28 protein-coding genes and 1 pseudogene are annotated in these 24,784 nt (G+C 38.5%); 4 read left to right on the top strand and 25 right to left on the bottom strand.

What is annotated here, in order from left to right:
- The 11 genes from xseB to spoIIIAF form a co-directional block, all read right to left on the bottom strand.
- A complete protein-coding gene (xseB, locus tag PQ474_RS16375; RefSeq protein ID WP_273845452.1) occupies nt 1-234 on the bottom strand; it encodes an exodeoxyribonuclease VII small subunit in 234 nt (77 codons plus the stop codon).
- Between the two features lie 11 nt (nt 235-245).
- Nucleotides 246-1,595 carry an exodeoxyribonuclease VII large subunit gene (gene xseA / locus PQ474_RS16370; RefSeq protein WP_273845449.1) on the bottom strand — a complete coding sequence of 450 codons (1,350 nt, stop codon included), beginning with the start codon at nt 1,593-1,595 and terminating at the stop codon, nt 246-248.
- 9 nt (nt 1,596-1,604) lie between these two features.
- Complete coding sequence (gene folD / locus PQ474_RS16365) at nt 1,605-2,450, bottom strand: bifunctional methylenetetrahydrofolate dehydrogenase/methenyltetrahydrofolate cyclohydrolase FolD (RefSeq protein ID WP_273845446.1); 846 nt, start codon at nt 2,448-2,450, stop codon at nt 1,605-1,607.
- 20 nt (nt 2,451-2,470) lie between these two features.
- The gene (gene nusB, locus PQ474_RS16360) at nt 2,471-2,860 is read right to left on the bottom strand and encodes a transcription antitermination factor NusB (RefSeq protein WP_273845444.1); all 390 of its coding nucleotides are present in this window, start codon (nt 2,858-2,860) and stop codon (nt 2,471-2,473) included.
- 411 nt (nt 2,861-3,271) lie between these two features.
- Nucleotides 3,272-3,670 (bottom strand): Asp23/Gls24 family envelope stress response protein, encoded by a 399-nt coding sequence (locus PQ474_RS16355; protein WP_273845441.1) that lies wholly within the window; start codon nt 3,668-3,670, stop codon nt 3,272-3,274.
- 16 nt (nt 3,671-3,686) lie between these two features.
- Nucleotides 3,687-5,048 carry an acetyl-CoA carboxylase biotin carboxylase subunit gene (accC, locus tag PQ474_RS16350; RefSeq protein WP_273845438.1) on the bottom strand — a complete coding sequence of 454 codons (1,362 nt, stop codon included), beginning with the start codon at nt 5,046-5,048 and terminating at the stop codon, nt 3,687-3,689.
- Nucleotides 5,049-5,061: 13 nt separating this feature from the next.
- Entirely contained in the window at nt 5,062-5,556 is a 495-nt protein-coding gene (gene accB / locus PQ474_RS16345) for an acetyl-CoA carboxylase biotin carboxyl carrier protein (protein WP_273845436.1), read from the bottom strand.
- 201 nt (nt 5,557-5,757) lie between these two features.
- Nucleotides 5,758-6,138 carry a hypothetical protein gene (locus PQ474_RS16340; protein ID WP_273845432.1) on the bottom strand — a complete coding sequence of 127 codons (381 nt, stop codon included), beginning with the start codon at nt 6,136-6,138 and terminating at the stop codon, nt 5,758-5,760.
- Nucleotides 6,139-6,451: 313 nt separating this feature from the next.
- Nucleotides 6,452-7,060, bottom strand: coding sequence for a SpoIIIAH-like family protein (locus PQ474_RS16335; protein ID WP_273845428.1), 609 nt, complete (start codon nt 7,058-7,060; stop codon nt 6,452-6,454).
- Nucleotides 7,061-7,729: a stage III sporulation protein AG gene (gene spoIIIAG / locus PQ474_RS16330; RefSeq protein WP_273845425.1), complete on the bottom strand. Its 669-nt coding sequence runs from the start codon at nt 7,727-7,729 to the stop codon at nt 7,061-7,063. It abuts the gene before it with no gap.
- The gene (gene spoIIIAF, locus PQ474_RS16325) at nt 7,726-8,415 is read right to left on the bottom strand and encodes a stage III sporulation protein AF (RefSeq protein ID WP_273845424.1); all 690 of its coding nucleotides are present in this window, start codon (nt 8,413-8,415) and stop codon (nt 7,726-7,728) included. Before spoIIIAF ends, spoIIIAG begins: the two co-directional genes overlap by 4 nt.
- 36 nt (nt 8,416-8,451) lie before the next feature.
- Between spoIIIAF and PQ474_RS16320 the strand changes: the two genes are divergently transcribed.
- Nucleotides 8,452-8,694: a hypothetical protein gene (locus tag PQ474_RS16320; protein ID WP_273845421.1), complete on the top strand. Its 243-nt coding sequence runs from the start codon at nt 8,452-8,454 to the stop codon at nt 8,692-8,694.
- A 73-nt stretch (nt 8,695-8,767) separates the two neighbouring features.
- Here PQ474_RS16320 and spoIIIAE read toward each other — a convergent pair whose 3' ends face one another.
- From spoIIIAE to PQ474_RS16275, 9 genes are all read right to left on the bottom strand, one after another.
- Complete coding sequence (gene spoIIIAE / locus PQ474_RS16315; protein WP_390187383.1) at nt 8,768-9,922, bottom strand: stage III sporulation protein AE; 1,155 nt, start codon at nt 9,920-9,922, stop codon at nt 8,768-8,770.
- 52 nt (nt 9,923-9,974) lie between these two features.
- Nucleotides 9,975-10,364, bottom strand: coding sequence for a stage III sporulation protein AD (spoIIIAD, locus tag PQ474_RS16310; RefSeq protein ID WP_273845557.1), 390 nt, complete (start codon nt 10,362-10,364; stop codon nt 9,975-9,977).
- Between the two features lie 14 nt (nt 10,365-10,378).
- Entirely contained in the window at nt 10,379-10,585 is a 207-nt protein-coding gene (gene spoIIIAC, locus PQ474_RS16305) for a stage III sporulation protein AC (protein ID WP_034630453.1), read from the bottom strand.
- 32 nt (nt 10,586-10,617) lie between these two features.
- Nucleotides 10,618-11,130 (bottom strand): stage III sporulation protein SpoIIIAB, encoded by a 513-nt coding sequence (gene spoIIIAB / locus PQ474_RS16300; RefSeq protein ID WP_273845416.1) that lies wholly within the window; start codon nt 11,128-11,130, stop codon nt 10,618-10,620.
- Nucleotides 11,127-12,059, bottom strand: coding sequence for a stage III sporulation protein AA (gene spoIIIAA, locus PQ474_RS16295; RefSeq protein ID WP_273845555.1), 933 nt, complete (start codon nt 12,057-12,059; stop codon nt 11,127-11,129). Before spoIIIAA ends, spoIIIAB begins: the two co-directional genes overlap by 4 nt.
- Before the next feature lie 20 nt (nt 12,060-12,079).
- Nucleotides 12,080-12,361 carry a YqhV family protein gene (locus PQ474_RS16290; RefSeq protein WP_273845413.1) on the bottom strand — a complete coding sequence of 94 codons (282 nt, stop codon included), beginning with the start codon at nt 12,359-12,361 and terminating at the stop codon, nt 12,080-12,082.
- A 238-nt stretch (nt 12,362-12,599) separates the two neighbouring features.
- Nucleotides 12,600-13,157, bottom strand: a complete 558-nt coding sequence (gene efp, locus PQ474_RS16285) for an elongation factor P (protein WP_273845412.1) — start codon at nt 13,155-13,157, stop codon at nt 12,600-12,602.
- Nucleotides 13,158-13,249: 92 nt separating this feature from the next.
- Nucleotides 13,250-14,320, bottom strand: a complete 1,071-nt coding sequence (locus PQ474_RS16280; protein WP_273845409.1) for a M24 family metallopeptidase — start codon at nt 14,318-14,320, stop codon at nt 13,250-13,252.
- Between the two features lie 170 nt (nt 14,321-14,490).
- Nucleotides 14,491-14,991, bottom strand: coding sequence for a YqhR family membrane protein (locus PQ474_RS16275; protein ID WP_390187370.1), 501 nt, complete (start codon nt 14,989-14,991; stop codon nt 14,491-14,493).
- 198 nt (nt 14,992-15,189) lie between these two features.
- On the opposite strand from PQ474_RS16275, the pseudogene PQ474_RS16270 reads away from it, so the two are divergent.
- Nucleotides 15,190-16,131, top strand: a pseudogene (locus PQ474_RS16270) (DUF1385 domain-containing protein).
- Nucleotides 16,132-16,165: 34 nt separating this feature from the next.
- Nucleotides 16,166-16,576 carry an SA1362 family protein gene (locus PQ474_RS16265; protein ID WP_273845404.1) on the top strand — a complete coding sequence of 137 codons (411 nt, stop codon included), beginning with the start codon at nt 16,166-16,168 and terminating at the stop codon, nt 16,574-16,576.
- Nucleotides 16,577-16,792: 216 nt separating this feature from the next.
- Here the strand turns inward: PQ474_RS16265 and PQ474_RS16260 are convergent, their stop codons facing one another.
- The 4 genes from PQ474_RS16260 to PQ474_RS16245 all read right to left on the bottom strand — a co-directional run bounded on the left by PQ474_RS16260 (nt 16,793) and on the right by PQ474_RS16245 (nt 22,138).
- The gene (locus tag PQ474_RS16260) at nt 16,793-17,689 is read right to left on the bottom strand and encodes a patatin-like phospholipase family protein (RefSeq protein WP_273845402.1); all 897 of its coding nucleotides are present in this window, start codon (nt 17,687-17,689) and stop codon (nt 16,793-16,795) included.
- Nucleotides 17,690-17,811: 122 nt separating this feature from the next.
- Entirely contained in the window at nt 17,812-18,234 is a 423-nt protein-coding gene (gene mntR / locus PQ474_RS16255) for a transcriptional regulator MntR (RefSeq protein ID WP_273845400.1), read from the bottom strand.
- Between the two features lie 159 nt (nt 18,235-18,393).
- Nucleotides 18,394-19,419 carry a spore photoproduct lyase gene (gene splB / locus PQ474_RS16250; RefSeq protein ID WP_273845398.1) on the bottom strand — a complete coding sequence of 342 codons (1,026 nt, stop codon included), beginning with the start codon at nt 19,417-19,419 and terminating at the stop codon, nt 18,394-18,396.
- Between the two features lie 160 nt (nt 19,420-19,579).
- Complete coding sequence (locus tag PQ474_RS16245; protein WP_273845395.1) at nt 19,580-22,138, bottom strand: vitamin B12-dependent ribonucleotide reductase; 2,559 nt, start codon at nt 22,136-22,138, stop codon at nt 19,580-19,582.
- A 449-nt stretch (nt 22,139-22,587) separates the two neighbouring features.
- Between PQ474_RS16245 and dat the strand changes: the two genes are divergently transcribed.
- Complete coding sequence (dat, locus tag PQ474_RS16240; protein WP_273845392.1) at nt 22,588-23,430, top strand: D-amino-acid transaminase; 843 nt, start codon at nt 22,588-22,590, stop codon at nt 23,428-23,430.
- A 378-nt stretch (nt 23,431-23,808) separates the two neighbouring features.
- Here dat and PQ474_RS16235 read toward each other — a convergent pair whose 3' ends face one another.
- Complete coding sequence (locus PQ474_RS16235) at nt 23,809-24,645, bottom strand: lipoate--protein ligase family protein (protein WP_273845553.1); 837 nt, start codon at nt 24,643-24,645, stop codon at nt 23,809-23,811.
- Between the last annotated feature and the right edge of the window lie 139 nt (nt 24,646-24,784).

Genomic DNA, 24,784 nt, shown 5'->3' with positions numbered 1-24,784 from the left:
TTATTCATCCTCCTGAAAATCTAAAAGCTCAATCTCTCCATCTTCATGAAGAATTTGGTCCATTTGTTTTTCTACCTGTTCTAGCTTTTCATGACATTGTTTGGACAATGCCATTCCTTCTTGGAACATCGTGATCGCTTTTTCAAGTGGAACGTCCCCCTGTTCAAGCCGCTCTACTACTTGCTCTAATTCGGCCATCGCCTCTTCAAAGCTTAATTCAGTTTTCTCAGCCATTTTCTCTCCTCCTATTCCGCTATCTCTGTTTCTTCAACTAGACAATGAATCGTTCCATCTTTTACTCGAATATCTAATTTTGCTCCGCTATTAACCTGTTCGACCGATTTCACAAGTGTATGATTCTCTTTGTTGTAAGCTAAGCTGTAGCCACGATCCATCATTCTTAGTGGACTTAGCAAATTCAAGTCTCCGATCGCCTTTTCAAACGGCTGACGCTTCTCTTTCAGGTGTTGCTTCATGGCTTTGATTAATGCATCTTGTACTTGTTGCTTTCTATCTCTTGCTTGTCCAACACGAACATGGGGATGCAATCGATTAAGTGCTTTATCTAAGTAACCTAATCGATTGGCTGGTTCTGTTACCGTTGCTACGATTGAACGTTTTAAACGATCAATATATCCGTCTAACTGTTGTTCTTTTTGACGGATTAACTGTTCTGGATATCGAAAAGCATACGATCGTTTTAAGCGCTCGAGCTTGTTGTTTTCTGTTACAAGCCGATCGTTCATCAATTTTTTCAATCGTTTCTGCATCAACTGAAGAGAGCGTTGTACTTCTCTTATATCAGGTACGGCAAGCTCCGCTGCCCCTGTTGGTGTCGGCGCTCGTAGGTCCGCTACAAAGTCACTAATTGTAAAATCTGTTTCATGTCCAACTGCAGAAATGACAGGTACTTCAGTAGCTGCAATTGCTCGAACAACTCCTTCATCATTAAAAGCCCATAGCTCTTCTATGGACCCTCCACCACGACCAACAATTAAACAATCAAAGCATTTAGCGAGATCCGCTTGCTTGATAGCATGAATAATCGATTCAGGTGCTTGCTCTCCTTGAACGAGAACAGGAAGTAAGGTAATTTGAGCGATCGGGTAACGACGTTTTATCGTAGTCACAATATCCCGAATCGCTGCTCCTGTAGGTGATGTGATGACCGCAATCCGAGTTGGAAATGTAGGGATCGTCTTTTTTCTCTCCGCATCAAATAAGCCTTCACGCTCAAGCTGAGCCTTTAGTTTTTCATAAGCTAAGTATAAACTACCGATTCCATCCGGCTGCATCTCTTTAGCATAAAATTGATATTGTCCATAAGGCTCGTAAACATTTACCTCACCTCGGATGATTACCTTCATTCCATTTTCCGGTTTAAACGCTAAGTATCGGTTATGCCCTGCAAACATCACAGCTTGCATTCTAGATTGATCATCTTTAATCGTAAAATATAGATGCCCCCGACTATGCAACTTCACATTGGAAAGTTCTCCTCTTAACCATACGTTATGAAGGATAGAGTCTTCTTCTAAAAGCGACTTAATGTAGCGCGTCGCCTCAGAAATCGACCAAATATTACGTGTTGACATGATTGGACCCTATAAACGCTTTCGTGCTGATTGGACCGTATTTTCCAGAAGCATTGTAATCGTCATAGGACCTACTCCACCTGGAACGGGGGTTAAATAAGAGGCTTTTTCTTTCACACTATCAAAGTCTACATCACCACATAATTTTCCATCGACTCGGTTAATGCCTACATCAACAACCACAGCACCTGGCTTGACGTCCTCTGCGTTAATAAAGTTAGGTCTACCAATCGCTACGATCAAAATATCGGCTAAATTCGTCATCTCACGTAAGTTCTTAGTGCGAGAATGACAATATGTAACTGTCGCATGTTCATTTAGCAATAATTGTCCAACTGGCTTACCAACAATATTACTGCGACCAACAACGACAACATGCTTACCGACTAAATCAATCTCAGCTTCTTTTAACATCTCTACAACCCCATAAGGCGTACAAGGTAGAAATGTATCTTCACCGGTCATCATTTTCCCAATATTAATCGGGTGAAAACCGTCAACGTCTTTTTCAGGGGCAATTTTCTCAATAACAGCTTGTTCTGAGATATGTTTTGGAATAGGAAGTTGAACTAATATCCCATCGATCGATTTGTCTTGATTCAAAAGCTCAATCTCCGCTAGTAGTTCTTCTTCAGTAATGGTGTCTGACTTTTTAATTAACACAGAATGGATACCAGCTTGTTCACATGCTTTTTGCTTTGCTTTGACATATGTTTGTGAAGCTGGGTCTTCCCCTACTAAAATAACTGCTAATCCTGGAACCACATTTTTTGTCGTTAAGTGCTCCACATCTTTTTTCAATTGCTCTCTCTTTTTAGCTGCCAACTCTTTTCCATTTAACAATAATGCTGTCATACTACTCCACTCCTTTAGTTTTAAATTTCCTCCATTGCTTTGGACAATACTCCATTTACAAATTTACCAGATTCTTCCCCGCCGAATGCTTTTGCTAATTCAATGCCTTCATTAAATGTTACGTTTACAGGGATATCTTCAATGAATTTCATCTCATAAAGTGACATACGAACAATCGCACGGTCAACAAGCCCCATTCGATCAATCGTCCAGCCTTGAAGACTTGCTGAAATTAATGGATCAATGACATGTTTTTGTTCAACTGTCCCTCTTACAAGGTTAGTCATAAAATCACTTGCCGTTTCTCCTTCATCAAGCACACTCTCTATTGCTGAGTTTATATCTGTTTCTGTTAAATCAATCTGATAGAGCGCTTGTGCGGCTCTAAGTCTTGCTACTCTTCGGTTCATTTGTAAATCTCCTTTTTGAATGTATGCTCAAGCGAAATCACATACTTGTACAATTAATATGTTGATAATAGCATATCATGGCACCCTAAAACAGAACAATTTAGATTAAATTCATGTTTATCTTTCGGTTTCAACCAAACCATGCTCAATCTCATTATGTTTGCGCGCACAAGAACGGTTCCCCATCTTATAAATATGTAAAGAGTATTAACCCCATTTCTCCTTTGATGGGTACTCATAGACTATTTATACATGATACAATTCTGACACAAAGTTAGCGGCTCTATTCATTGTAGTTTGAATTTAAAAGTAACCGGTAACCCGATTATTCATCTTTTCTGTTCTATTATAGCCCAAAACCACGAAAAGACAGTCGAGGATATACCTCAACTGCCCAAAAACTATCATCTATTAGTTTTCGTCTTCGACAGGTTCAGCTGTTTCAAATTGCACGCCTACAACATGAACATTAATCGCTTGTAATTCAATTGCTGTCATTGTTTGTAATGCTTGTTTAATATTTGATTGAATCAAATTCGCCACTTCCGGAACTGCTACACCATAAGTGATTACAACAGAAACATCTACTGTAATTCCATCTTCAGCAAGCTCGACTTTAACGCCTTTTCCATGGTTTTTACGACCTAACTTTTCAGCTACTCCAGTCGCAAAGTTTCCACGCATAGTTGCTACACCGTCTACTTCTGATGCGGCAATCCCTGCAATAACTTCAATAACTTCTGGTGAGATTTCTACTTTACCGAGTTCAGACTTTTGTTCTTCGAGTTCGAGAATATGATTTTCATTCATATTATGTTCCTCCTCATTATTTTAGTTTGACGGACATAACATCATGTTGTTCAAGAAATTTCGTATTAAAGTCACCTGAAATAAACGTCTCATGATTCAAAAGTCGAAGATGGAAAGGAATCGTTGTTTCCACACCTTCAATCTCAAATTCTTCAAGTGCTCGTTTCATTTTCGCTACCGCTTCCGCTCGAGTCGCTCCGTGCGTGATAACCTTCGCAACCATAGAGTCATAAAATGGTGAAATCACATAACCTGGGTAGGCCGCAGAGTCGATTCGAACCCCTAAACCACCTGGTGCCAAGTATTTTGTAATCTTACCTGGAGACGGCATGAAATTCTTTTTCGGGTTTTCTGCATTAATTCGACATTCAATGGACCAGCCTTGGAAAGTAACATCTTCCTGAGCAAGTGTCAATTCTTCTCCACCTGCTACGCGAATTTGTTCTTTAATGAGGTCAATCCCAGTCACCATTTCTGTTACAGGATGCTCTACTTGGATACGGGTATTCATTTCCATGAAATAAAAATTTCCATTTATGTGATCATAAATAAATTCAACCGTACCAGCTCCAGAATAGCTAACTGCTTTAGCTGCATTAACCGCTGCTGCTCCCATCTCAGCTCTTGTTTCAAATGAAATAGCAGGTGATGGTGTCTCTTCTAAAAGCTTTTGTAATCTTCTTTGAATACTACAATCTCGTTCTCCCAGATGAATCACATTCCCGTGATTATCAGCTAGTACTTGAATTTCAACATGTCTGAAATCCTCAATGTACTTTTCAATGTATACACCAGGATTACCAAAAGCAGTTGCAGCTTCTTGTTGAGTAATATTCATACCCTTTTTTAACTCTTCAGCGGTTCTAGCAACACGAATTCCTTTTCCGCCTCCACCAGCAGTTGCTTTAATGATAACAGGAAATCCAATTTCCTCTGCAACGGCTAATCCCGCTTCTACATTCTCGACGATGCCTTTTGAGCCTGGTACAATAGGAACTCCTGCACTTGCCATTGTTTCCCTAGCTACGTCCTTTGTACCCATTTGGTTAATTGCATATGGGCTTGGACCGATAAATGTAATGTTACAAGCAGCACAAATTTCCGCAAAGTCTGCGTTTTCTGCTAAAAACCCGTAACCAGGATGAATCGCATCAACCTCTGTTAACGTAGCAACACTCATAATGTTCGTTACATTTAAATAACTTTTATTAGAAGCTGTTGGGCCAATACAATAAGCTTCATCAGCTAATCGAACATGTAAGGAATCTTTATCTGCTTCCGAATACACCGCTACCGTTTCAATGTCTAACTCTCTACATGCACGAATAATACGTACAGCAATTTCTCCACGATTGGCAATTAAGACTTTTTTTATCATCTAATCTCTCCTATTACAGCTCTACAACGAATAATGGTTGACCGTATTCAACAAGCTCCCCATTTTCAGCGAGAATCTCAACAATTTTACCTTTAACTTCTGCTTCAATTTCGTTCATTAGCTTCATAGCCTCAACGATACAAACAACAGATTCTTCCGTTACTTGAGCACCTTGTTTTACATAAGGATCTGAATCAGGTGATGGAGCCGAATAGAATGTTCCTACCATCGGTGATGTAATTGTATGTACATTTGCATTTGTTGTTGACTCTTGCGCCTTTGGAGTTACAGACTCTGCTTGTGCAACTACTTGTTCTTCTTTTTGTACAACTGGTGCCGCTACTGGTACTGCTTCTCTAGATACTTCCACAACCTTTTCAACAGTAGGTACTGGTGCGCCCTGTTTTTTCAAAACTAATTTAGTACCGTCTTGTTCGAACTTTAATTCATCTAGGCTTGATTGATCCAACGCTTTTATTAATTCTTTTAATTCTTGTACTTTTAACATCTTTGTACACTCCCTCATTTCGCTTGTCCTTAAATGGGACATGGATTTCTAGTTTAAATGATAGTTTACCGTTATTATAACATAATGATTTCGACAGAAAGGACTAGATCCCTTCTATCGTTACTAACAAAAAAGACTGACTCTTTTTAGGAAGCCGTTTACGAGAAGTATCGGCAAAAACAAGGAGTCAGCCTTTAGTCTTTATTCTTGAGAAGTCTCAACGTTTGTTTCTGTTTCTGCTTCAACTTCATTTTTTATTAAAGCTTCCTTTTTATATTGGCGGAAAACTGGGAATTCCGAAAGGTTATCTGGAATCTTACCGTTTTCTAATAGAATGATTTTTACAATATCCTTATTACGCGCCATATGAAATTTATCTCCATATTCATTTTCCTGTGTATAACGCTTTAAGCTTTGGTAATCCTCTTCTTGAATTGAGACTTTGTATGTATCTTGATCGTCTTCTTCGAATTGCTGTTCAAAGCCAATTTCAAATTCGACAATTTGGATATTATCATTTTTAATATTGCGTGTTTGTTCCAAAACGGCTTTTGCACCTTCTGTTAAATCATTCCATTCCATTTCGAATCGCTCCTCTGTCATTAGTTACTTTGCGTATTATATCATAGTCAAATGTCGAGTTGCATCCTTTGTAAGATTGGTTTTGATTTTTTTATACAGATAGAAGGTTGAGAGTGACACTTAATGAACATTCTGATATTTCGTTTATCTGTTATCTCTTATTCTTTAGCAAAGACTCTTATGCTATTGGAGAAGCAGAAAAGAGGTTTCATTTGATTCCTTTGACAACCTTCCTCACCCAAAATGGTTAATTAAGGCTTCACTTAGCTTGTGAATGAACAAAAGCCGCCAAACGGCGACTTTGCTTCTTTTTTTATTTTGAAGCTTGGTGAGCTACAGTTACATCTGATTGAGTACCTAAGTGATTAAGTGTTAAGCTAAGAATCTCGTTCGCTTCTGCTGCAGAAAGCTCTTCTGTTTGTACAATCACTCGTACTTTATTATCTTCAGCTAATACAAGTGCATCTTCGAAACCTTTAGCAATAATTAATGTTTCAAGTTGATATTCTTTTTGACCTAAACGTTGTAGTTCCATGCTTTTTTCATGTGCATCAATTTTTTCTTCAGCAGACGCATCTGCAGATGCTCGAATATTTGTATACTCTTCAACCATGCGGTCACGTGATGCTTGAAGCTCCATACGAATAGATGCAAAAGCTTCATTTGTTGTGATAGAAGAAATCATACCTGATTCTGTTTCTTCAGCCTCGTCTAATTCTTCAGCAATGTTAACAACTACTTCGTTCGCATCGCCATTTGTTAGCTCTTCAATATCAAAGTCTAGCTCTTGTTCCTCTTGACCTTCGTCGACAAACGCAATTTCTTCACCTGGAGCTGTTGGAGATGATACATAATACACCGAAAGTACAATAATTAAACTTAACATTGTTAACAACCAAACTGTCTGCTTTTTCAATACCATTTATGAGTCCTCCTTAGTTTTCTTCGGCATAACCGAAACTCTATGTGTTGGTACATCTAATGATCGACTTACTGCTTCTACCACCCAACTTTTCACTTGAGCGTTTTCCACCCCTTTAGCTACAACCAAAACTCCGCGCACTGATGGTTTTTCTGTTTGTACTAAGATGGGTTCTTCTTTGTCGCCGTTTCGAACGATGACTAGTTGTTCGTCACGAGAGGTATCTTCTACTTTTCTAGTTCCACCTTCACGATCCGTTTCATCTGTGTGCTGTTGCTTTTCATTCGTATTTCGTTCGTACACATTGCGCTCCGTATCTGCTAAATTAATCATGACAGATACGTCTGAGATTCCGACAATCTTTTCAAGTTGTTCTTTTAACTGATTTTCATAGCGCATTTCATAGTCTTGCATCGAATTTGGCTCCACTGACGAGCTCCTCTTGAATACTGGCTCATCCTCTTCCTCTTCTTGTTCATTAAAGACGGGTAAGGAATGTTCTTCGTCTCCTGCTGGATTGGTCAGAAGGTTGCCCGTAATCATGAGCGCAAGACCTACACATCCAAGAAGCAAAAGATAGTGAAGCGGCAAGCGCCTTTTTTTTCCTTTATCCTGCTTCTTAAACAAATTCTGTAGCCATTGTTGATCCTTCTGTTCGTCGCGATTCATTCTGCTTGTTTCCCCCCTTCCCAAGCTAGTGAAATCTTATCTTTAGGGATGTACCAATTTTCAGAGAGAAATTGTTGAACTGGTTCTAAATCATGACTCGTCTCCTCTTTTTCGTCCGTAGTTGCTCTTGGTTTAGAAGTATCAATATGAACAACTTGAACAGGTGAAACGTCTCTTGATCTTTCTTGTTCAACAGTTGATTCAGACGCTGATTGAACATACACATGAATAGCTTTTAATGCATTAATCATTTGTTCTTCATTCATTTGCTGATCAAAACTATCTACTTGTTCAAGTGCATCGTCATCCAATTTAACATTGACATGTTTGATAATCAGCTCATGCTGTTCAAGCAATGTCTCTGCCACTTCTCTCTCCAGTTGGACAGCCACCTGTTCTAAATGATATGCACGTTGTCCCAACTCTATTTCTCTTTTTTGTAAATTTATTTGATTATTTATAGATTTTTCTGTTTGCTCGGTCGCATTTGACAAGGAAAAAAGCCACTCGTCAACGTCTTCAGTAAAAATAGAAAGTAACGGTTGAAGCATAACCACTAGCAAAAGCAAGCCAACAACCATTTTGACATAACGTTGCATATTCGAATTGGGCAGCATTAATTCTAGAATAGTGGCTAGTAAAATTAATAGAATGATATTCGTTAGCCATTCTGTCAAAAAAACCATTGTTGTCTCATTCCTTTCTTCGGGATGATATTGGATGTGGATTTGTTAAATGACGCCCTTCGGCCTTACTCTGTGAAAATGTTGCGATGGCTCCGCTCAGCTAGCACGCCTTCTCCAGAAGATCGCTCAGAAGGCTTAAAACATGGCAGCGGCTACGCTCATCGCGTCGGTCTTTATCAAAAAGGTGAAGTTCGTACCTTCGGCCTTGCTCTGTGCGAACATGTTTGCGATGGCTTCGTTCGCTGCGCGCCTTCTGAGAAGATCGTTCAGAAGGCTTAAGAAATGGCAGCGACTACGCTCATCGCGTCGGTTTTGTTCAAAAAGGTGAAGTTCGTACCTTTTTGAACAAAACCTATCTAATCATAATCGATAAATTCCCTGCTGCGACCATGATGGTAATGGCTAGGAAGAACATGAGGCAGACGACGGCCATGGCTGCGAAGACGAATATAACGGCTTTTCCGATAATGGATAAACACTCGATGATAGGTCCCCCTCCTAGTGGCTGTAATACAGCGGCAGAGAGGTTGAAGATGATAGCTAGGGATAGTACTTTCAGCGCTGGGAATGCACATAGCATTAAAAGGATCCCTAATCCTGCAATTCCAATTGTATTTTTTAACAATACGGATGCTGAGAGTACGGTGTCTGCTGCATCTGTGAACATTCGACCGACAACGGGGACTAGATTTCCTGCAATAAATTTAGCGGTTCGAACTGTTATTCCATCTGAGACAGCAGTTGCTGCCCCTTGTACGGAGATAACACCAAGAAAGATTGTCAAGAATATGCCTAAAGTACCTACGGCTATATTTCTTAGGAATGTGGCGAGCTTTGTAACTTTATAGTGGTCCGTCAAAGTTGAGACGATACTTAATACAGCTGACAAAAATAACAAAGGGAGCACAACATGCTGAATTAATAAACCACTTGTATTTACAAAGAAAATGATTAATGGATGAAACAAAGCAGCTGATGTAACATTACCGATCGCGGCCATCATCGCCAGTAACAAAGGCAAAAGAGCTATCATAAAATGAACCATGCTACTAATAGCGTCCGAGGCATATGTGATCGCAACGTGAAAACTATTTAAAGCGATAATCATTAGTACCATATAAGTGATTGCATAAGCTACTTTACTGATTGTGTGTTGTTCAAATGCATTTTGAAGAGACTGTAAGATCATACAAAACACGGTTAATAAAATCAGCGAACCAAGTAGCTTTCCATTGACAAGTAACTCGTGTAGCAAAAAGCGAAGAAGCCCTAGTCCCCATTCTTTTATAGAGAATTGCTTTTCACCACGAACGAATTCCATAAATGTTCCTTTCTGACTTTCAGGTAGGAAACCTCCGTATTCTGTAGAAATTTCTTCCCAATAAGCTCGAACTTCATCTAACTGGAGTTGTTCTATTTGTTTTTCAACGAAGCCCTGCTCGTCCAACGGTTCATTTTCAGCATGACTGATAGGTGTACATATAAGCAGAATGGAAGCTACGATTATTGCTTGGACGATGAACCGAATCACGCTTGTCCCTCCCTTTTTCGCTCTTTCTTTATGAAGGTAAAAGAGCGAGAACCATTTCAATTACAGCTGTTAAAATGGGAATTGCCATAACTAAGATCAGAATTTTACCAGCTAGTTCAATTTTGGATGCTATCGCAGCTTGTCCGGCATCTTTTGCTATTTGTGCACCGAACTCCGCGATATAAGCAATCCCAATTATTTTTAAGATCGTTTGCAGATACATCATATTCATATTTGCTTGTTCAGCAATTCCTTGGAGCATGTTGATAATCTTCGCAATTTCATCTATTAAAAACAGGAAAATTAAGATTCCTACAAAAACGGTTAACATAAAGGCAAACAACGGTTTTTGTTCTTTTATAACCAAGGCTAGGAAGGTTGCGATAAGCCCTAACCCGACAATTTGGATAATATCAATCGCAACTCACCCCTTTACCCTTGAAACAGGAAAACCCCTTTTATTTTCTGAAAAAGATCATCTACAATTGTAGCAACCATATATAAAACAACAACGAAGCCAATTAAAGTTACCCAGTGAGCCCAATCTTCTTTTCCCATTTGCTTTAGTACCGTATGAATCATAGCCACAACTATTCCGATTCCTGCTATCTGAAAAATGGTGTTAACATCGTACACCACGACCTCTCCTCCTCCTATTTCCTACTGTTGCTCTAGAGCATAAGAATGACAATTAGCAATCCTGTAAGAAATCCTAGACTCTTAATCATTCGCTCGTAACGATGTTGCCGTTCTTTAGCCTCATGTTCTTCACGTTCTAAATGAGCCAGTGTCAACTTAATCTGTTTTTGCTGCTGCTCTCGATCATGTTGGCCAAGCGTTGCACCAAATTGCATCATGACTTCTCTTTCACTATCTAGCATAGAAGTTAAATTCCATGTTTCTTTTAAACTTTCTTCCCACGCCTCAAATGCGGTCTCTTGCTTTGTGAGCAATCGATTTGAAAAGTGTTCAAAGAAATAGGAAATTGGTTTTGGCATTTGCTTCGCAATATGTTCACTTGCCTCGGCGAGCGGCGTTAAGCCATACATGATCTCTGCTTCTAGCGACTGGATTGCTACTTTTAATTGCCTTAATTGCTTTGGTCTTTCACTTAATCGTTTGGCAAACTCAAATCCGAGCCAAGTTGTAGCGAGAATAATAACTACCGCACCAATTAGCTTCACTTTGCTCTCACCACGTCTCTCCTTTGTTGATTACGAATTCGTCGTATCACCCCTGCATGGGTAGTTCTTGTTAACTCAACACAACGTTCGAATGCATCCAATTCGAGCAATGACCTTAATGCCGGGCGCCGCTCAATATCTTCAAGCGAATAACCATGAGCAGTTGTCATTACTTTTACACCGGCATGAAGCGCTTCTTGAACAGCAAAAACATCCTCTTCTCTCCCAATTTCATCGACGATAATCACATCTGGACTCATCGAGCGAATGAGCATCATCATTCCTTCAGCCTTAGGGCATCCATCTAGAACGTCTACTCTTGCACCAAGTTCAAGCTGTGGAACCCCCTTCATACTTGCCGCTATTTCCGAGCGTTCATCAACAATCCCTACTTTAAGTGGTGCAATGTTTCGACTAGGCATCCCTTGACTTATCAATCGTGCTACATCTCGTAGCATCGTTGTCTTACCTGTTTGTGGTGGACCAATAAATAGAGTGTTTAACCATTTTTGGTCATATAATTGTGAGACAAGCCGGTCCGCAACACCAATTGTTTGTCTAGCAATTCTTATATTGAATGAGCTTATATCTCTTAATGTTTTAACTTGTCCGTGATCTAGAACCACTTTTCCTGCCAATCCAACTCGATGTCCACCTTTGATTGTGATAAAACCACGTCGTAACTCTTCTTCAAAGGCATACATGGAATATTGACTCAATTGACTTAATAAAAATTTTGCATCTTCAGCTTGAACGAGGTAATGACGTTCGTTAACATTTGGATAATAGGGAATCCCTCCAGAAATGACTTCTAGAGGACGCCCTACTCGGAGGCGGATTTCTTCGGTTTTTTCTATGATTGCTGGTGATAAATGTTTAAGCATTTCTCTAATGTTTCCTGGTAATATTGCTGCAACGTCTTGTAACATCACCGCTTTGCCCTCCTTACTTACTTTCTAATACCAACTAAAATTAACAAGACCCCTGCTCCTATAAAAACGAACTTCGAAACGGAAAGTCGATCAGACATCCCGATTAAACCAATGGCCACTGATGAAATAAAGATGGCTGGACCAACGATCGCAAGTACAGCATTTAATGCAACCGCTTTTTCAATACTATTAAATTTCAAAATTAATCCTGCTACGGTTAGCTCGATTAAGCCCGAAACCACTCGCAAACCAACCATTACAAGTAAAGCCATCTCAACTGTGTAGAACCAGGTCTTCATACTTCCACCTCAACTTAAAAGTCACTTTGTACAACCTATGAAAGAAGACTTCCATTCAGAACAAAAAAAGACGAGCTAGTTTTGAATTCACTAGTTCGTCTTTTTACATGAATCTTTTTCTAAGCCCTACCAACAGGACTTCTTCATCCCAACATCATGATGTATGGTAGCAACTTGTACTTTCGTTACAAAAAAACAGACCAGTCTCTACATAAATGAGATCCGGTCTGCCTTTTTACTATGCACGAGATACATAAGAACTGTTACGAGTATCAATGATTAGAACATCACCTTGGTTAACGAAGAAAGGAACTTGAACTGTAAGACCTGTTTCGAGCGTAGCTGGCTTTGTTCCGCCTGAAGCAGTGTCACCTTTAATTCCAGGCTCTGTTTCCGTTACTTCAAGTTCAACTGTATTTGGCACTTCTACTCCAAGGGTTTCACCTTGGTAACTCATAATCTGAACAACCATGTTTTCTTTTAAAAATTTTAATTCATGTTCAATTTGAGCTGTTGGTAATTCAATTTGTTCATACGATTCGTTGTCCATAAAATTATGCATATCACCAGATGCATAAAGGTACGCCATACGACGGTTTTCAATATGTGCTTTTGAAACCTTCTCACCCGCACGAAATGTTTTTTCTTGCACAGATCCAGTTCGTAAATTACGCAGCTTTGATCGAACAAAAGCAGCTCCTTTACCTGGCTTCACATGTTGAAATTCCATTACTTGCCAAATTCCATTATCTACTTCAATGGTTAAGCCTGTTTTAAAATCGTTTACTGAGATCATTAATTATTCCTCCATCTTTACATCCAAATCTATTGAACATTCAGTCACAATCATTACTATACCACAGCTTGGAAAAACTTTCTCCTCAAAAATTATTCACCAATGATCAATAATTGTTTTGTTGAATGAGTAAATGATTTATTCCCATCTTTTGTAATAAGTGTATCGTCTTCTATTCTTGTACCACCTACCCCTGAGATATAAATTCCAGGTTCCACTGTTACGACCATTCCTGGCTCAAGAATCGTTTCAGATTTCATGGAAAGTGATGGTCCTTCATGCACTTCCATTCCCAGACCATGCCCCGTAGAATGCCCAAAATAATCGCCATAGCCTTTCTCAGTGATATAATCACGAGTTAAAGCATCTGCTTGCTTACCTGTTAAGCCTGGCTTTATTCCTTTCATTCCTAAAAGCTGAGCTTCTAGCACCGTATTATAAATAGCTTTTAACTCTTCACTGACATTACCTACTGCGACTGTTCGCGTAATATCAGAACAGTAGCCTTTTAAATATGCACCGAAATCTAATGTGACTAATTCCCCTTTTTCGATTACCTTCTCACTCGCCACACCGTGTGGAAGAGCTGATCTATAGCCTGACGCAACGATAATATCAAAGGATGAACTCGCAGCACCTTGATTTCTCATGAAAAATTCTAACTCATTTGATACAGCTAGTTCTGTTATACCTGGTCTAATAAAAGTAAGGATATGCTCAAATGCGGCATCCGCAATATCAGCTGCATCTTGAATCATTTTGATTTCTTTTTCATCTTTTATAAGACGAATCCCTTCTACCAAATCTGAAACGGGTATTAGTGAAGCTGTTTCAATATGTTTTTCGTAGATCTGATAGGCTTCATATGTAAGGTGTGATTGTTCAAATCCAAGCTTTTTTAAACCAAGCTTTGCAACCTGATTAGCTACTTCTAAATAGATAGGACCAGTATGCTGAACAATCTCAAATCCTTGTGCTTGTTCTTTCGCTTGTTCGACATAGCGGAAATCAGTAATGAAAATGGCCTTTTGTTCCGAAATTAGAGCAACCCCTGCCGTTCCAGTAAAGTTGGTTGTATACTGCCTGTTATAAGAACTCGTAACAAGTAAACCATCGATCTCAAATTCCTTTAATTTTGAACGTACTGCTTCAATTCGACTCATCCTATACCCTCTCCTTTAATAGGTGCACATAAAGAGGTCTTGTGAATTCTTCAGAAGAATTGGCTATCCACATGACCTTTCTTTTAATCACACATGCACCATCATTTATTCCTATACTTGTTTAGGAACACTACATATCTTATTGTAGCACAAAGCTTATTAGGAGAAGTCTACACATTTCTTTGCTGTTCAGCATATTCATAAGAAATGGAATAACCAATAAATGTACCATAAAGGACATACAAACAAATTGAAGTAATGATCGTATTTAAATCAAGATTTTGAACAGATTTAAGTCCAGGAAAGATCGGGTTTAGTACGTAGAAAACAAGAAGCCAGAGAACTAATCCGAAACCTATCCCTACCCAAATTTTGTTGATTTTCTGTAATATAAGTCTATATAAAAAAGCGACTCCAATGGATAGAACTGATATGACGGCTACTCCAACTAATTGACCAATATACGTATCCTTCCAATCTCCTAAAGCAAAAGGCATCAAAGCAAGAGCAGGGCCTACTCGAATAAAGTGAAAATAAAAAGTGAAGTATCCGATTAGGGACCAAATTAATCCACCGAAGAAACCAATTAAGGCTACTTTTATTGGGTACGACATCTGTTCTTCTTGTCTATTTCTTGCCATATGTTCTTTTTCCAAAATGACCACCTCCATGCCTAGTATGTCCGGTAATAAACTTGAAAACTCATAAAATTTATCTTGTACACCTAGAATGAAGACCTAATAATTTGGGTATACTGTAAAAAAAAGTTTTTTTATGATGTATGACCTAGCAGTTATAATAGAGGATTTTAATTATTTCATGTAGAATTAATTAAAAACATCTGAAATGTAGGATAGGCTGGTATCATCATATCTAGTCATTCAAAATCTGATTACGGTGGGCAAGCCGTCGTAGAAGATGTTATGTTTGGTGGTAAGCACACAACCGTAATAAACCATCCTTAGAAAAGATGGTTCGCATGACTCTTTCGAGGTTAAAAAAGAATCTAACCCTGGGTACAAATTTTAAAAAAATTCCTTTTATAAGAGGGATTATTGAATCTAGTAGCGTTGGCACGAAGCATTTTAATTTTTCTACAGAACGTTATACTGTGGATCCAGTTAATGATGATTTTATTGTACCTGTTGAATATTCCTCTAAATTAACGATGTTTTTTGGAGTCGCTATTATTGGAGTTCTTTCCTTTATTTTTGGAAAATTAATATTCACAGTCATACCAGCTATTATCGCAGAAAGTTTACGTTTTCTTGTATCCGGTCATGTTGCTCAAAACTTAATAGAAGGATTCATTAAGCTTTTCTCTTCTTTTAGCTTACATTTACTTTATCTCACTTACCCCTTTTATTCGAAGAGTATTTCAATACCACGGGGCTGAACATAAAGTGATTAATTGTTATGAACGGAATTTACCATTAACTATCGATCAAATTCAATGCCAATCAAGGCTACATTATCGATGTGGGAGTAGTTTTATCTTGTTTACTATTATTGTTGGGGTCTTGGTTTATCTTATGGTCCCCTTTGATAACATTTGGGAACGACTTTATCATCGAATTCTACTCCTACCTGTTGTCTTAGGTATTTCCTACGAAGTACTTCAAGTAACAAATAAGGTCAGAAATATTCCCATTTTGAAGTGGCTTGGTTATCCAGAGCTCTCCCTTCAACTCTTTACAACAAGGGAACCCACCAATGATCAAGTCGCCGTAGCCATTACGTCTTTTAACAAGATACTAGAACGTGAAAAAAGTTTAGAAAACGATTTATGTAAAGCAAAAGAAATTGTATAACCTTTGATCGTCAATATATTGGAGGTGCAGATACATGCGTTCGATCATGAAGTACATTATTCCGGCTGTTATGATTTTTGCCATTATTGGGCTTGGTTACGAGCTTCTTTTTAATCCACTTGGCTTTTTAACAAGAATTTTAATGATGGTTGGGTTTATTGCTGTCATCTTTCTTATTTATCGTTGGTTCATGTCTCGACGATACGGTACACCGTTATTTCCATCACAGTCAGGACCTAGTCGAGCGCAGTTAAAAAAAGCAAAGCGCACAAGTACACAACGACAATCACCCCCGCCACCTAGCGCGGGATTTAAAAGCAAAAAAGTAACATCTGTTCAAACAAAAAAGAAGCCTATACGTTCCACTACGAAACGTCGTGAGGCTCATCACTTAAAAGTAATTGAAGGTAAGAAACAAAAGAAGAAGAGTCGAGCGTTTTTCTAACACTCGACTCTTCTTTTGTTTAAATAGCTATATTGAAGATCTCCATCCAAAAGGGAAGATCGCCCTTTTTTCTTGGTTTTTCCTTCTCCTTTTGCATGGTTCCACTCGCCGCGCGCCTTCTGAGAAGATCGCTCAGAAGGCTTAAGTCATGGCGGCGGCTTCTCTCATGCATCGATCTCCTTCCAAAAGGGAAGATCGCCTTTTGGAAGGAGATCTTTAATAACTCCAATTTTTTAAAAAGTGACTGGTTTCTTCTTTTCCTAGGATGACTAGTTTTTCTTTTTGTTCCTCTGAGAGTTCAAAGTCTGTAGCTTTGACATCGAGAACTGGGATAAAGACAACATTTTTCTCATGATCTGCATCTACATATTTTAAATCGTGCGCTGATGTCATCGTTTCGAATAACGCTCGATATAGCGTGACTGCATTATTAATTTTTTTGGGAGGTATTTCACTTAATTGTGGTTTCAGATGAAATCCGATCGCTGGCCTCTTCCATCTTTTTACATTACCATCCATAAATAACCATAGAGGAAAATTACTTAACAACCCACCATCTACGATATAAGATGCCTTCCCTCCACTTCCACGGTCATAAATTTTCACCGGTTCAAAAAAGAATGGAATGCTACAACTCATTCGAATCGCTCTAGCTACAGGAAACTTATCAGGGATGACTCCATATTTTTCTAGATCGTCCGGAAGAACCAGTAATTTACCTTTTGATAAATCTGATGCAATGATACGTAAAGACCCTCTTGGTAAATCTCCAAACGTTCTAACTCCCTTTGCTTCTAGAACCTTTTTCAACCATGCTTCTAGTGCATTCCCTTTATATAGACCAAGTCGATAATACATATGAACCCATTTGGCTATAGTAAAAGGTAGAATCGACATTCTTTCATCTTTAAATGATTCTATATCTAATTCATCAAGTAACTTAAATATCTCATCACTTGTATAACCAACTTTAATAAGTGCAGCAACGATCGCACCTGCACTCGTCCCTGCCAATCGATCAAATTGGAAACCTCTCTTTTCCATTGTTTGCAGAGCACCAACAAATGCAAAAGCTTTGACACCGCCCCCTGCAAATACGCCATCTACAATCACTAGAAATCACCTCCCACTTATACGATATGACACTATTTGAGTGGGACTACCTCTTTTTTTCTTATTATCACACTAAGAAGAATAACAAAAAACATTCGCAATTAACCTGCGAATGTTTTTTGTTATTCTTCTTCATTTCTTTTTTGAATATCTCTAAGTGCGTTAACTCGTTCTTCTTGCTCTTGAAAATATTGCACAAGATCTCCAATTCGATCAATCGCATCCCAACTAAGATGATGCTCAATTCCTTCCACATCTTGATAAATATGAGAATCATTAACCCCAATAATTTTCATAAAATCTTCTAGAAGCTCATGGCGATACACTAAGCGTTTCCCGATTTTTTTTCCTTTTGATGTAAGAACTAATCCACGGTACCGTTCATATATTAGGTATTCGCTCTTATCTAATTTCTGTACCATTTTTGTGACTGATGAAGGATGGACTTCTAATGCCTCTGCAATATCGGATACTCTGGCATAACCTTTCTCCTCTATTAACATATATATTCTTTCTAAATAATCTTCCATGCTAGGTGTTGGCATAGTGTCCCCTCCATTTTTTACCATTACTAATAGTGATAAAACGTGCAAATTAAACTGTGTTTTACTTTATTCTGTTTCTTACTATAATGTTACTGAAAAATGAACAACAGTTTTATTTTACAACAAAATATACGAAGAGGACAATGCACAGAGACAAGTTTATGTGAAGTATTCCATTTTTGCTTCTGGAAAAAAGCGATCAATGTACGTTTGGATCGTCTCTTTTAATTCATCTGCTTGTTCATTTTTATATACGTATTTCCCACGTCCATATCGACCCCACTTATATTTTCGCTCCTCTTCATTCATCTCAAGCTTGGACTTAGGATAACGTTTTTGAATGATATTTTTAGCTGTTTTTGTGAAACGGTGTTGAATTAATTCAAAGGTCAAATCTTTCTTAGCGTATAAAGGAAGAATAGCCTCTAATCGTTCGAAAAGATCATAGTAGCCTTCCTTCCAATTTTCATGCAGAATTAATGGCGCAACGATAAAACCTAATGGATAATCAGCTTTGGCCACCTTTCCTGCTGCTTCAATTCGCTCTAAAAATGAAGATGTTCCTGGCTCAAATTGTTTTATGACGTAATCAGAGTTTACGCTAAAACGAAACCGCGTATTCCCATTATGTTTCGCATCTAGCAAGTGATCAACATGGTGGTATTTTGTTACGAAACGTAACCGTCCTAAGTCCGTTTGTCCCATATGTTCAATGGTCTTTTTCAGTGAATGAGTAAGGTGATCAAGACCGACAACATCAGAAGTACAAGCTGCCTCAAACCTAGTAATATCTGGACTTCTCTCTTTAATATATTGATCGGCCGAATCAAAGATCTCTTCTAAATTTACATAAGTACGAATATAAGGTTTATTACCGAGAGTCGTTTGCAAATAACAATAATGACAATGGCCCATACATCCAGTTGCAAGTGGAAGTGCATATTCAGCAGATGGCTTTGAAGTATCAAATTTAAGTGTTTTTCTCACACCAATAACAAGGGTAGATTTTGCATTACGATATTGTTGCAATTCATTGTTTCCTGGTATATTCCTGACTTGATTATGCGATGTTGTTTCTCTAATTTCTACGCCTTCTTTTTCAAATTTATCTTTTAATTCGCGGCCCAAAGGATATTCTAACGCCCCTGGTTCAATATAAACCAATTGTGGTGTAAAAGCTTTCAAGAAAATGCACCTCTCTTTTTTTTATAGCTTGTGTACATCCGAACAAATAAGACAAGCCAGATAATAGAAAAAAGAAAAGGTCATTATGATTTTTAGAATAGAAAAAAAGCGTATGGATCTGTTCACAGATCCCATACGCTTTTTTTTACCATACCTTTAATTAAAGACCACACTTCAACTGCGCACCGCAGCTTGTGCACGTGTTACATCCACCAATGTCTTCAACTTGTCCTTCACGACATACAGGACAAGTGTTTCCAACTTCCGAACCGATCGTTACATTTGTAGATCTCACTTCAGCAACCGTATTAACTAGGACTACTTTGCTTTCTGATCTTGATTCTACTTGGGATGACTCATCATCAAAACGGTTTTCTTCTGCTTTTAATGATAATACTTGTGCATCTCGGCTACCATCTACGTAAACCGTACCGCCTTTTGCCCCACCTTTATAGAGACGCTCATAGACGCCTTGAACTTGTTCAACTGTATAACCACGAGGAGCATTTACCGTTTTCGACAGTGAACTATCAACCCAGCGTTGAATGATACATTGAACATCCGCATGGGCTTCTGGAGAAAGTTCCATTGTTGAGATAAACCACTCTGGTAAATGATGTTCATCTGCATGAGGATTCGCATCTAGATACTCTTGAACAATCTCGGCTTTTACTTCAATAAACTTCCCTAAACGACCACTACGGAAATAAGAAAATGAGAAATATGGCTCAAGTCCTGTTGAGACACCTACCATCGTCCCTGTACTACCCGTAGGAGCGACCGTTAATAAATGAGAATTACGAATACCATGCTCTAATATCCCTTGTCGAATATCCTCAGGCATCTCGCTCATATAACCTGTATTTACAAAAGCCGTGCGAAGCTCTTTCGTTTCTTCCTCAGTTTGACCAACGAGAAACGGAAAGCTTCCCTTTTCTTTTGCCAAATCAATACTTGTTCGGTATGCAGTTGTTGCAATGGTCTCAAACACACGATCAACTAGTTGATTACCTTCTTCAGATCCGTAAACAGATTCGCAATAAATTAACAAATCATGAAGACCCATTACACCTAGACCTACCCGACGTTCACCCTTCGCTTGCTTTGTATTATCGTCAAGGAAATAAGGGGTTGCATCGATAACATTATCTTGCATCCGTACGCCGACTTCAACTGTTCTCTTTAGCTTATCAAAATCGATTTGCTTTGATTTTTTATCTGCCATTTCAGCTAAGTTAATCGCTGCTAAGTTACAAACTGAGTAAGGCGCTAATGGTTGTTCCCCACATGGGTTTGTTGCTACGACTTTTTGTCCATAAGCTTTTGCATTTGTTTTATCATTCGCATTATCAATAAAGAAGATTCCCGGTTCTGCACTGTATGTTGCACAGATATTAATTAGATTCCAAAGTTCCTTAGCTTTAATAATACGGTACGTTCTAACTCCGTAGCCACGTTCTTTCCATTCGCGAACATCGCCTACTTCATGCCACTTTGCATTATAAACAGCCATTTCTTCTTCGTTATAATTCTCAACATCCGGGAAGCGTAAGGCATACTCTTCATCGTTTTCTACAGCTTCCATGAATTCCTTCGTTAAACAAACTGAGATGTTAGCACCTGTAAGAAACTCAGCATTATTAACCGAATAAGTTCCACCAATTTGAAGCTTCTCTTCTGCTTCGTTAATAACCTTTTGGTCAAAACCGCCTTGACCTGGAATCGTTCTGTAGTTCAAGATTCCTTGGTACATGGATTCTTCAACTGCATTCAATGGCGTTAAAGAAAGCTTGTCATTGACGAGCTTTTGAATTACTTCGTCCTTTGTATTTTCAAGTAAAAATCTTAAAATACGTGGGTTTTGCATTTTAGAAATAATAAATTCTAAAATGTCTGGATGCCAGTCTGCAAGCATAATCATTTGGGCACCACGTCTTGACCCACCTTGTTCAACAAGATGCGTTAACTTTGCGATGTCATCAAGCCAAGAAACTGATCCGGATGATTTACCGTTTACTCCACGAGCTAATGTATTACGTGGTCTTAAAGTCGAACCATTCGTACCAACTCCACCGCCACGACTCATGATTTCCATGACTTGCTTACGATGTTCTGAAATCCCTTCTCTCGAATCTTGAACAAATGGCATGACATAACAGTTAAAGTACGTTACATCTGTTTCCGCTCCAGCGCCATATAAAACACGTCCAGCTGGGATAAAGTTCATTGATACAAGTTGCTCATAGAACTGTTCAAACGCTTCTTGCCTTTTCTTTTCTGTCGTCTCCACAGAAGCTAAGCCCGTAGCATTCCGTTTTGCGATTTGCTCATAATATAGTTCTAGTGGCTTTTCAATTGTATCTAATGAACGATAGACGATTCCGCTTTCTGCTTCCTCTCCGTCTAAAACACCACGAAAATCCTCATCGACAAGCACTTTCGCACGATTCTTTTCACGATCAAGTTCAACTACAAATCCATACCCACGTGCAGGAAACTTAGGATCGTCTTTAACCGTCAAAACAACAAAATCTCCATTTTTTAATGTCTTCTTTTCTGTATCTTTAAACGTGTAACGGTCTAACATGACAAGCCTCGATACACCTTTTTTCTGAATATGCATGTCCTCCGTGATTGGGTGTACTTGTGAAAAAAGTTCGATATCCTTATTTAAACGCTCTACATCAAGGCGTAACACATTCGACATCGCCATCGCCATACGCTTCTCCTCCTCAAAATTACATGGCTATCTATGCTATCAATCTAGTTGCTAACTTTTAAGGTCGTCCATGTACAAATTATTCTTGGGTAAGCTTACCACAAGTCCGACTACAGATTCAATATATTGTGCTCACTTTTATTTAAAATACACCATATATTGTGTTAGTTTTCATTTCTCGTTATTTTGTCAACTTCGAAATGGCTAAAAAAAAGAAGCATAAACGAGTTTAATAGGCTTTAATCCGCTTTTTTTCGACATTTTGAACCAATTCGTCTCTTGCCAGATTTCATTTTATTTCAAAGCCTTGCTACAGCCTAAGTTATCGTTTCAACCATAATATTTGACAAAAAAATTTCGTTCCTATTCGGTTAATTATGATATTCTAGAAGCGTACTTTCACATCATTAATGTTAATTACAAAGTGATACCTGCAGGAGGAATTTGCAATGGAATATATTATTCAAAATGAACAACTACTACCTAAGGCAGAGGCTTCTATTAATTTTGAAGATCGTGGCTATTATTTTGGTGATGGTATATATGAAGTGATTAAAGTTTATCATGGACAACCTTTTGCCATGGACCATCATTTAGACCGACTTCGCTCAAGCGCAGAAAAATTAGAAATCCCTCTTCCATTTGAAGAAAAGAAGATGATCGATTTGCTTATGGAGCTTCTCGAAAAAAATAAGGTTATGAATGGCCTTGTCTACTTCCAAGTTACTCGAGGTGTAGAACCGAGAAATCATTTATACACAAGAAATTCAACAGCTGTTTTTACCGCTTTTACACAACCTGCACAAAATCTTGAAGAAACACAGAAAAACGGTGTCGATGTTTGGCTAACAGATGACATTCGTTGGTTACGCTGTGATATTAAGACCATTAACTTACTAGGAAACGTTATGGTCAAAAGAGAGGCAGCTGACCAAAATTGTCAGGAGGCGATCCTCCATCGTAGCGGAACGATTACGGAAGGGTCTTCCTCCAATCTTTTCTTAGTAAAAGATAAGGTTCTTTACACTCACCCTGCTACGAACCTAATCCTTAATGGAATTACAAGACAGCTTGTTATTGAATTAGCTGAACAACACCAATACTCTGTGGTTGAAGAACCATTCCCTGTTGAAGTTCTTGAACATGCAGACGAAGCATTTATTACAAGTTCATCGGTAGAAATTACGCCAATCAAATCGGTTAAAGGACAACTTTCTACCACTTTTGATGTCGGTCCAGTCACAAAGGATCTACAGGCTAAATTCAAAGATATCTTACCAAAATCTAATTAGTATGTGTTTGGAGGTATAAATCGAATTGATTTATACCTCCTCTTTTTATGAGGACAGTCTATGCAAGATATAGAGCGTCGTTTTTTTTTTAGTATGAGCGAACATGATTTCCGCTATTACCCCCTAAACGTTGCGTTTAAAGCGATCAAGGACATCAGTTCCGTTGTTCTGTTCAATTACATCCATTTTCTCTACATTTTCAACAAATAACGGATCTCATATCCGCTTGCCTTCCCAAAAGTACTTATTTAGTGAATATAAGGGATACTATGTCCTACAAACCCACCGTGACTCTGACGCAAAAATAAAAAAAGCGCAATGAATACGCTTTTTACTTGCCCCTATTGGCTCTTTCCAACCATTTCCCCAATTGAGTTATTATTTTCTAAAATTCCATTCATCGTTTTCGTAGCGGTTTTTTGAGATCTCTTTCACCGCTTTTTCTTCTTCTTCACTTAGTGTATAAGGCTCTAATTCAATGTTTAATCCTTTTTCAAACCCTCTTTTAAACGCCTCTTTCGCTTCTTCCATTGTTAATGGCTCACTTCGTAGTGCATTGATCGCCACTGCCTTATTCTTGAAATTTCTTTGCATTCGTTCTCGTAATCGATCACTTGAATACTTGAACAAATCAAAAAGCTTATCCTCATCAATATCTAAAATAATCGACCCATGCTGTAAAATGACACCTTTTTGTCTAGTTTGAGCACTGCCAGCAACCTTCCGTCCCTCCACAACAAGTTCATACCATGAAGGCGCATCGAAACAAACTGCAGAACGTGGATTTTTCAACGCATTTTTCTCTTCATCTGTTCTTGGAATAGAAAAGTATGCATCAAGCCCAACATCTTTAAAACCCTCTAATATACCTTGAGAAATGACACGATACGCCTCCGTTACCGAAGCAGGCATCTCTGGATGGTCTTCTGACACAATAACACTGTACGTTAACTCTTTGTCGTGCAGAACCCCCCGACCTCCTGTAGGTCTGCGGACAAAGCCTAAACCGTACTCGTGGACTTTCTCAAGATTAATTTCTTTTTCAACTTTTTGAAAATACCCGATTGATAGAGTTGCCGGATTCCAACCATAAAAACGAATCGTAGGCGGGATTAACCCTTTGCTATGCCAATCAAGTAACGCCTCATCCAATGCCATATTATAAGCAGGAGAACACTCTCCTGAATCAATAAAACGCCATGTTTCTCTCATTATACATCGCTTCTTTCATTCATTTCTCTTAGTCATTTTAACAAACGAACCTTCACTAGCCAAGCTATATGCTGGGTGAGATCTTATTGCGTAAATGTCCAACGACTATTATAATAAATAATGACGGAAGTACGTAAAGGAG

This window comes from Halalkalibacter alkalisediminis, from assembly GCF_028610705.1.
Taxonomy (GTDB): Bacteria; Bacillota; Bacilli; order Bacillales; family Bacillaceae_D; genus Halalkalibacter; species Halalkalibacter alkalisediminis.
This window is presented reverse-complemented; position numbering and strand designations above follow the sequence as displayed.

What these genes read in the sequence shown, in the direction of transcription:
- xseB (WP_273845452.1), bottom strand. Translation starts at nt 234, where the DNA reads ATGGCTGAGAAAACTGAATTAAGCTTTGAAGAGGCGATGGCCGAATTA.
- xseA (WP_273845449.1), bottom strand. Translation starts at nt 1,595, where the DNA reads ATGTCAACACGTAATATTTGGTCGATTTCTGAGGCGACGCGCTACATT.
- folD (WP_273845446.1), bottom strand. Translation starts at nt 2,450, where the DNA reads ATGACAGCATTATTGTTAAATGGAAAAGAGTTGGCAGCTAAAAAGAGA.
- nusB (WP_273845444.1), bottom strand. Translation starts at nt 2,860, where the DNA reads ATGAACCGAAGAGTAGCAAGACTTAGAGCCGCACAAGCGCTCTATCAG.
- PQ474_RS16355 (WP_273845441.1), bottom strand. Translation starts at nt 3,670, where the DNA reads ATGAATGAAAATCATATTCTCGAACTCGAAGAACAAAAGTCTGAACTC.
- accC (WP_273845438.1), bottom strand. Translation starts at nt 5,048, where the DNA reads ATGATAAAAAAAGTCTTAATTGCCAATCGTGGAGAAATTGCTGTACGT.
- accB (WP_273845436.1), bottom strand. Translation starts at nt 5,556, where the DNA reads ATGTTAAAAGTACAAGAATTAAAAGAATTAATAAAAGCGTTGGATCAA.
- PQ474_RS16340 (WP_273845432.1), bottom strand. Translation starts at nt 6,138, where the DNA reads ATGGAATGGAATGATTTAACAGAAGGTGCAAAAGCCGTTTTGGAACAA.
- PQ474_RS16335 (WP_273845428.1), bottom strand. Translation starts at nt 7,060, where the DNA reads ATGGTATTGAAAAAGCAGACAGTTTGGTTGTTAACAATGTTAAGTTTA.
- spoIIIAG (WP_273845425.1), bottom strand. Translation starts at nt 7,729, where the DNA reads ATGAATCGCGACGAACAGAAGGATCAACAATGGCTACAGAATTTGTTT.
- spoIIIAF (WP_273845424.1), bottom strand. Translation starts at nt 8,415, where the DNA reads ATGGTTTTTTTGACAGAATGGCTAACGAATATCATTCTATTAATTTTA.
- spoIIIAA (WP_273845555.1), bottom strand. Translation starts at nt 12,059, where the DNA reads ATGTTACAAGACGTTGCAGCAATATTACCAGGAAACATTAGAGAAATG.
- PQ474_RS16290 (WP_273845413.1), bottom strand. Translation starts at nt 12,361, where the DNA reads ATGAAGACCTGGTTCTACACAGTTGAGATGGCTTTACTTGTAATGGTT.
- efp (WP_273845412.1), bottom strand. Translation starts at nt 13,157, where the DNA reads ATGATCTCAGTAAACGATTTTAAAACAGGCTTAACCATTGAAGTAGAT.
- PQ474_RS16280 (WP_273845409.1), bottom strand. Translation starts at nt 14,320, where the DNA reads ATGAGTCGAATTGAAGCAGTACGTTCAAAATTAAAGGAATTTGAGATC.
- PQ474_RS16275 (WP_390187370.1), bottom strand. Translation starts at nt 14,991, where the DNA reads ATGGAGGTGGTCATTTTGGAAAAAGAACATATGGCAAGAAATAGACAA.
- PQ474_RS16265 (WP_273845404.1), top strand. Translation starts at nt 16,166, where the DNA reads ATGCGTTCGATCATGAAGTACATTATTCCGGCTGTTATGATTTTTGCC.
- mntR (WP_273845400.1), bottom strand. Translation starts at nt 18,234, where the DNA reads ATGCCAACACCTAGCATGGAAGATTATTTAGAAAGAATATATATGTTA.
- PQ474_RS16245 (WP_273845395.1), bottom strand. Translation starts at nt 22,138, where the DNA reads ATGGCGATGGCGATGTCGAATGTGTTACGCCTTGATGTAGAGCGTTTA.
- dat (WP_273845392.1), top strand. Translation starts at nt 22,588, where the DNA reads ATGGAATATATTATTCAAAATGAACAACTACTACCTAAGGCAGAGGCT.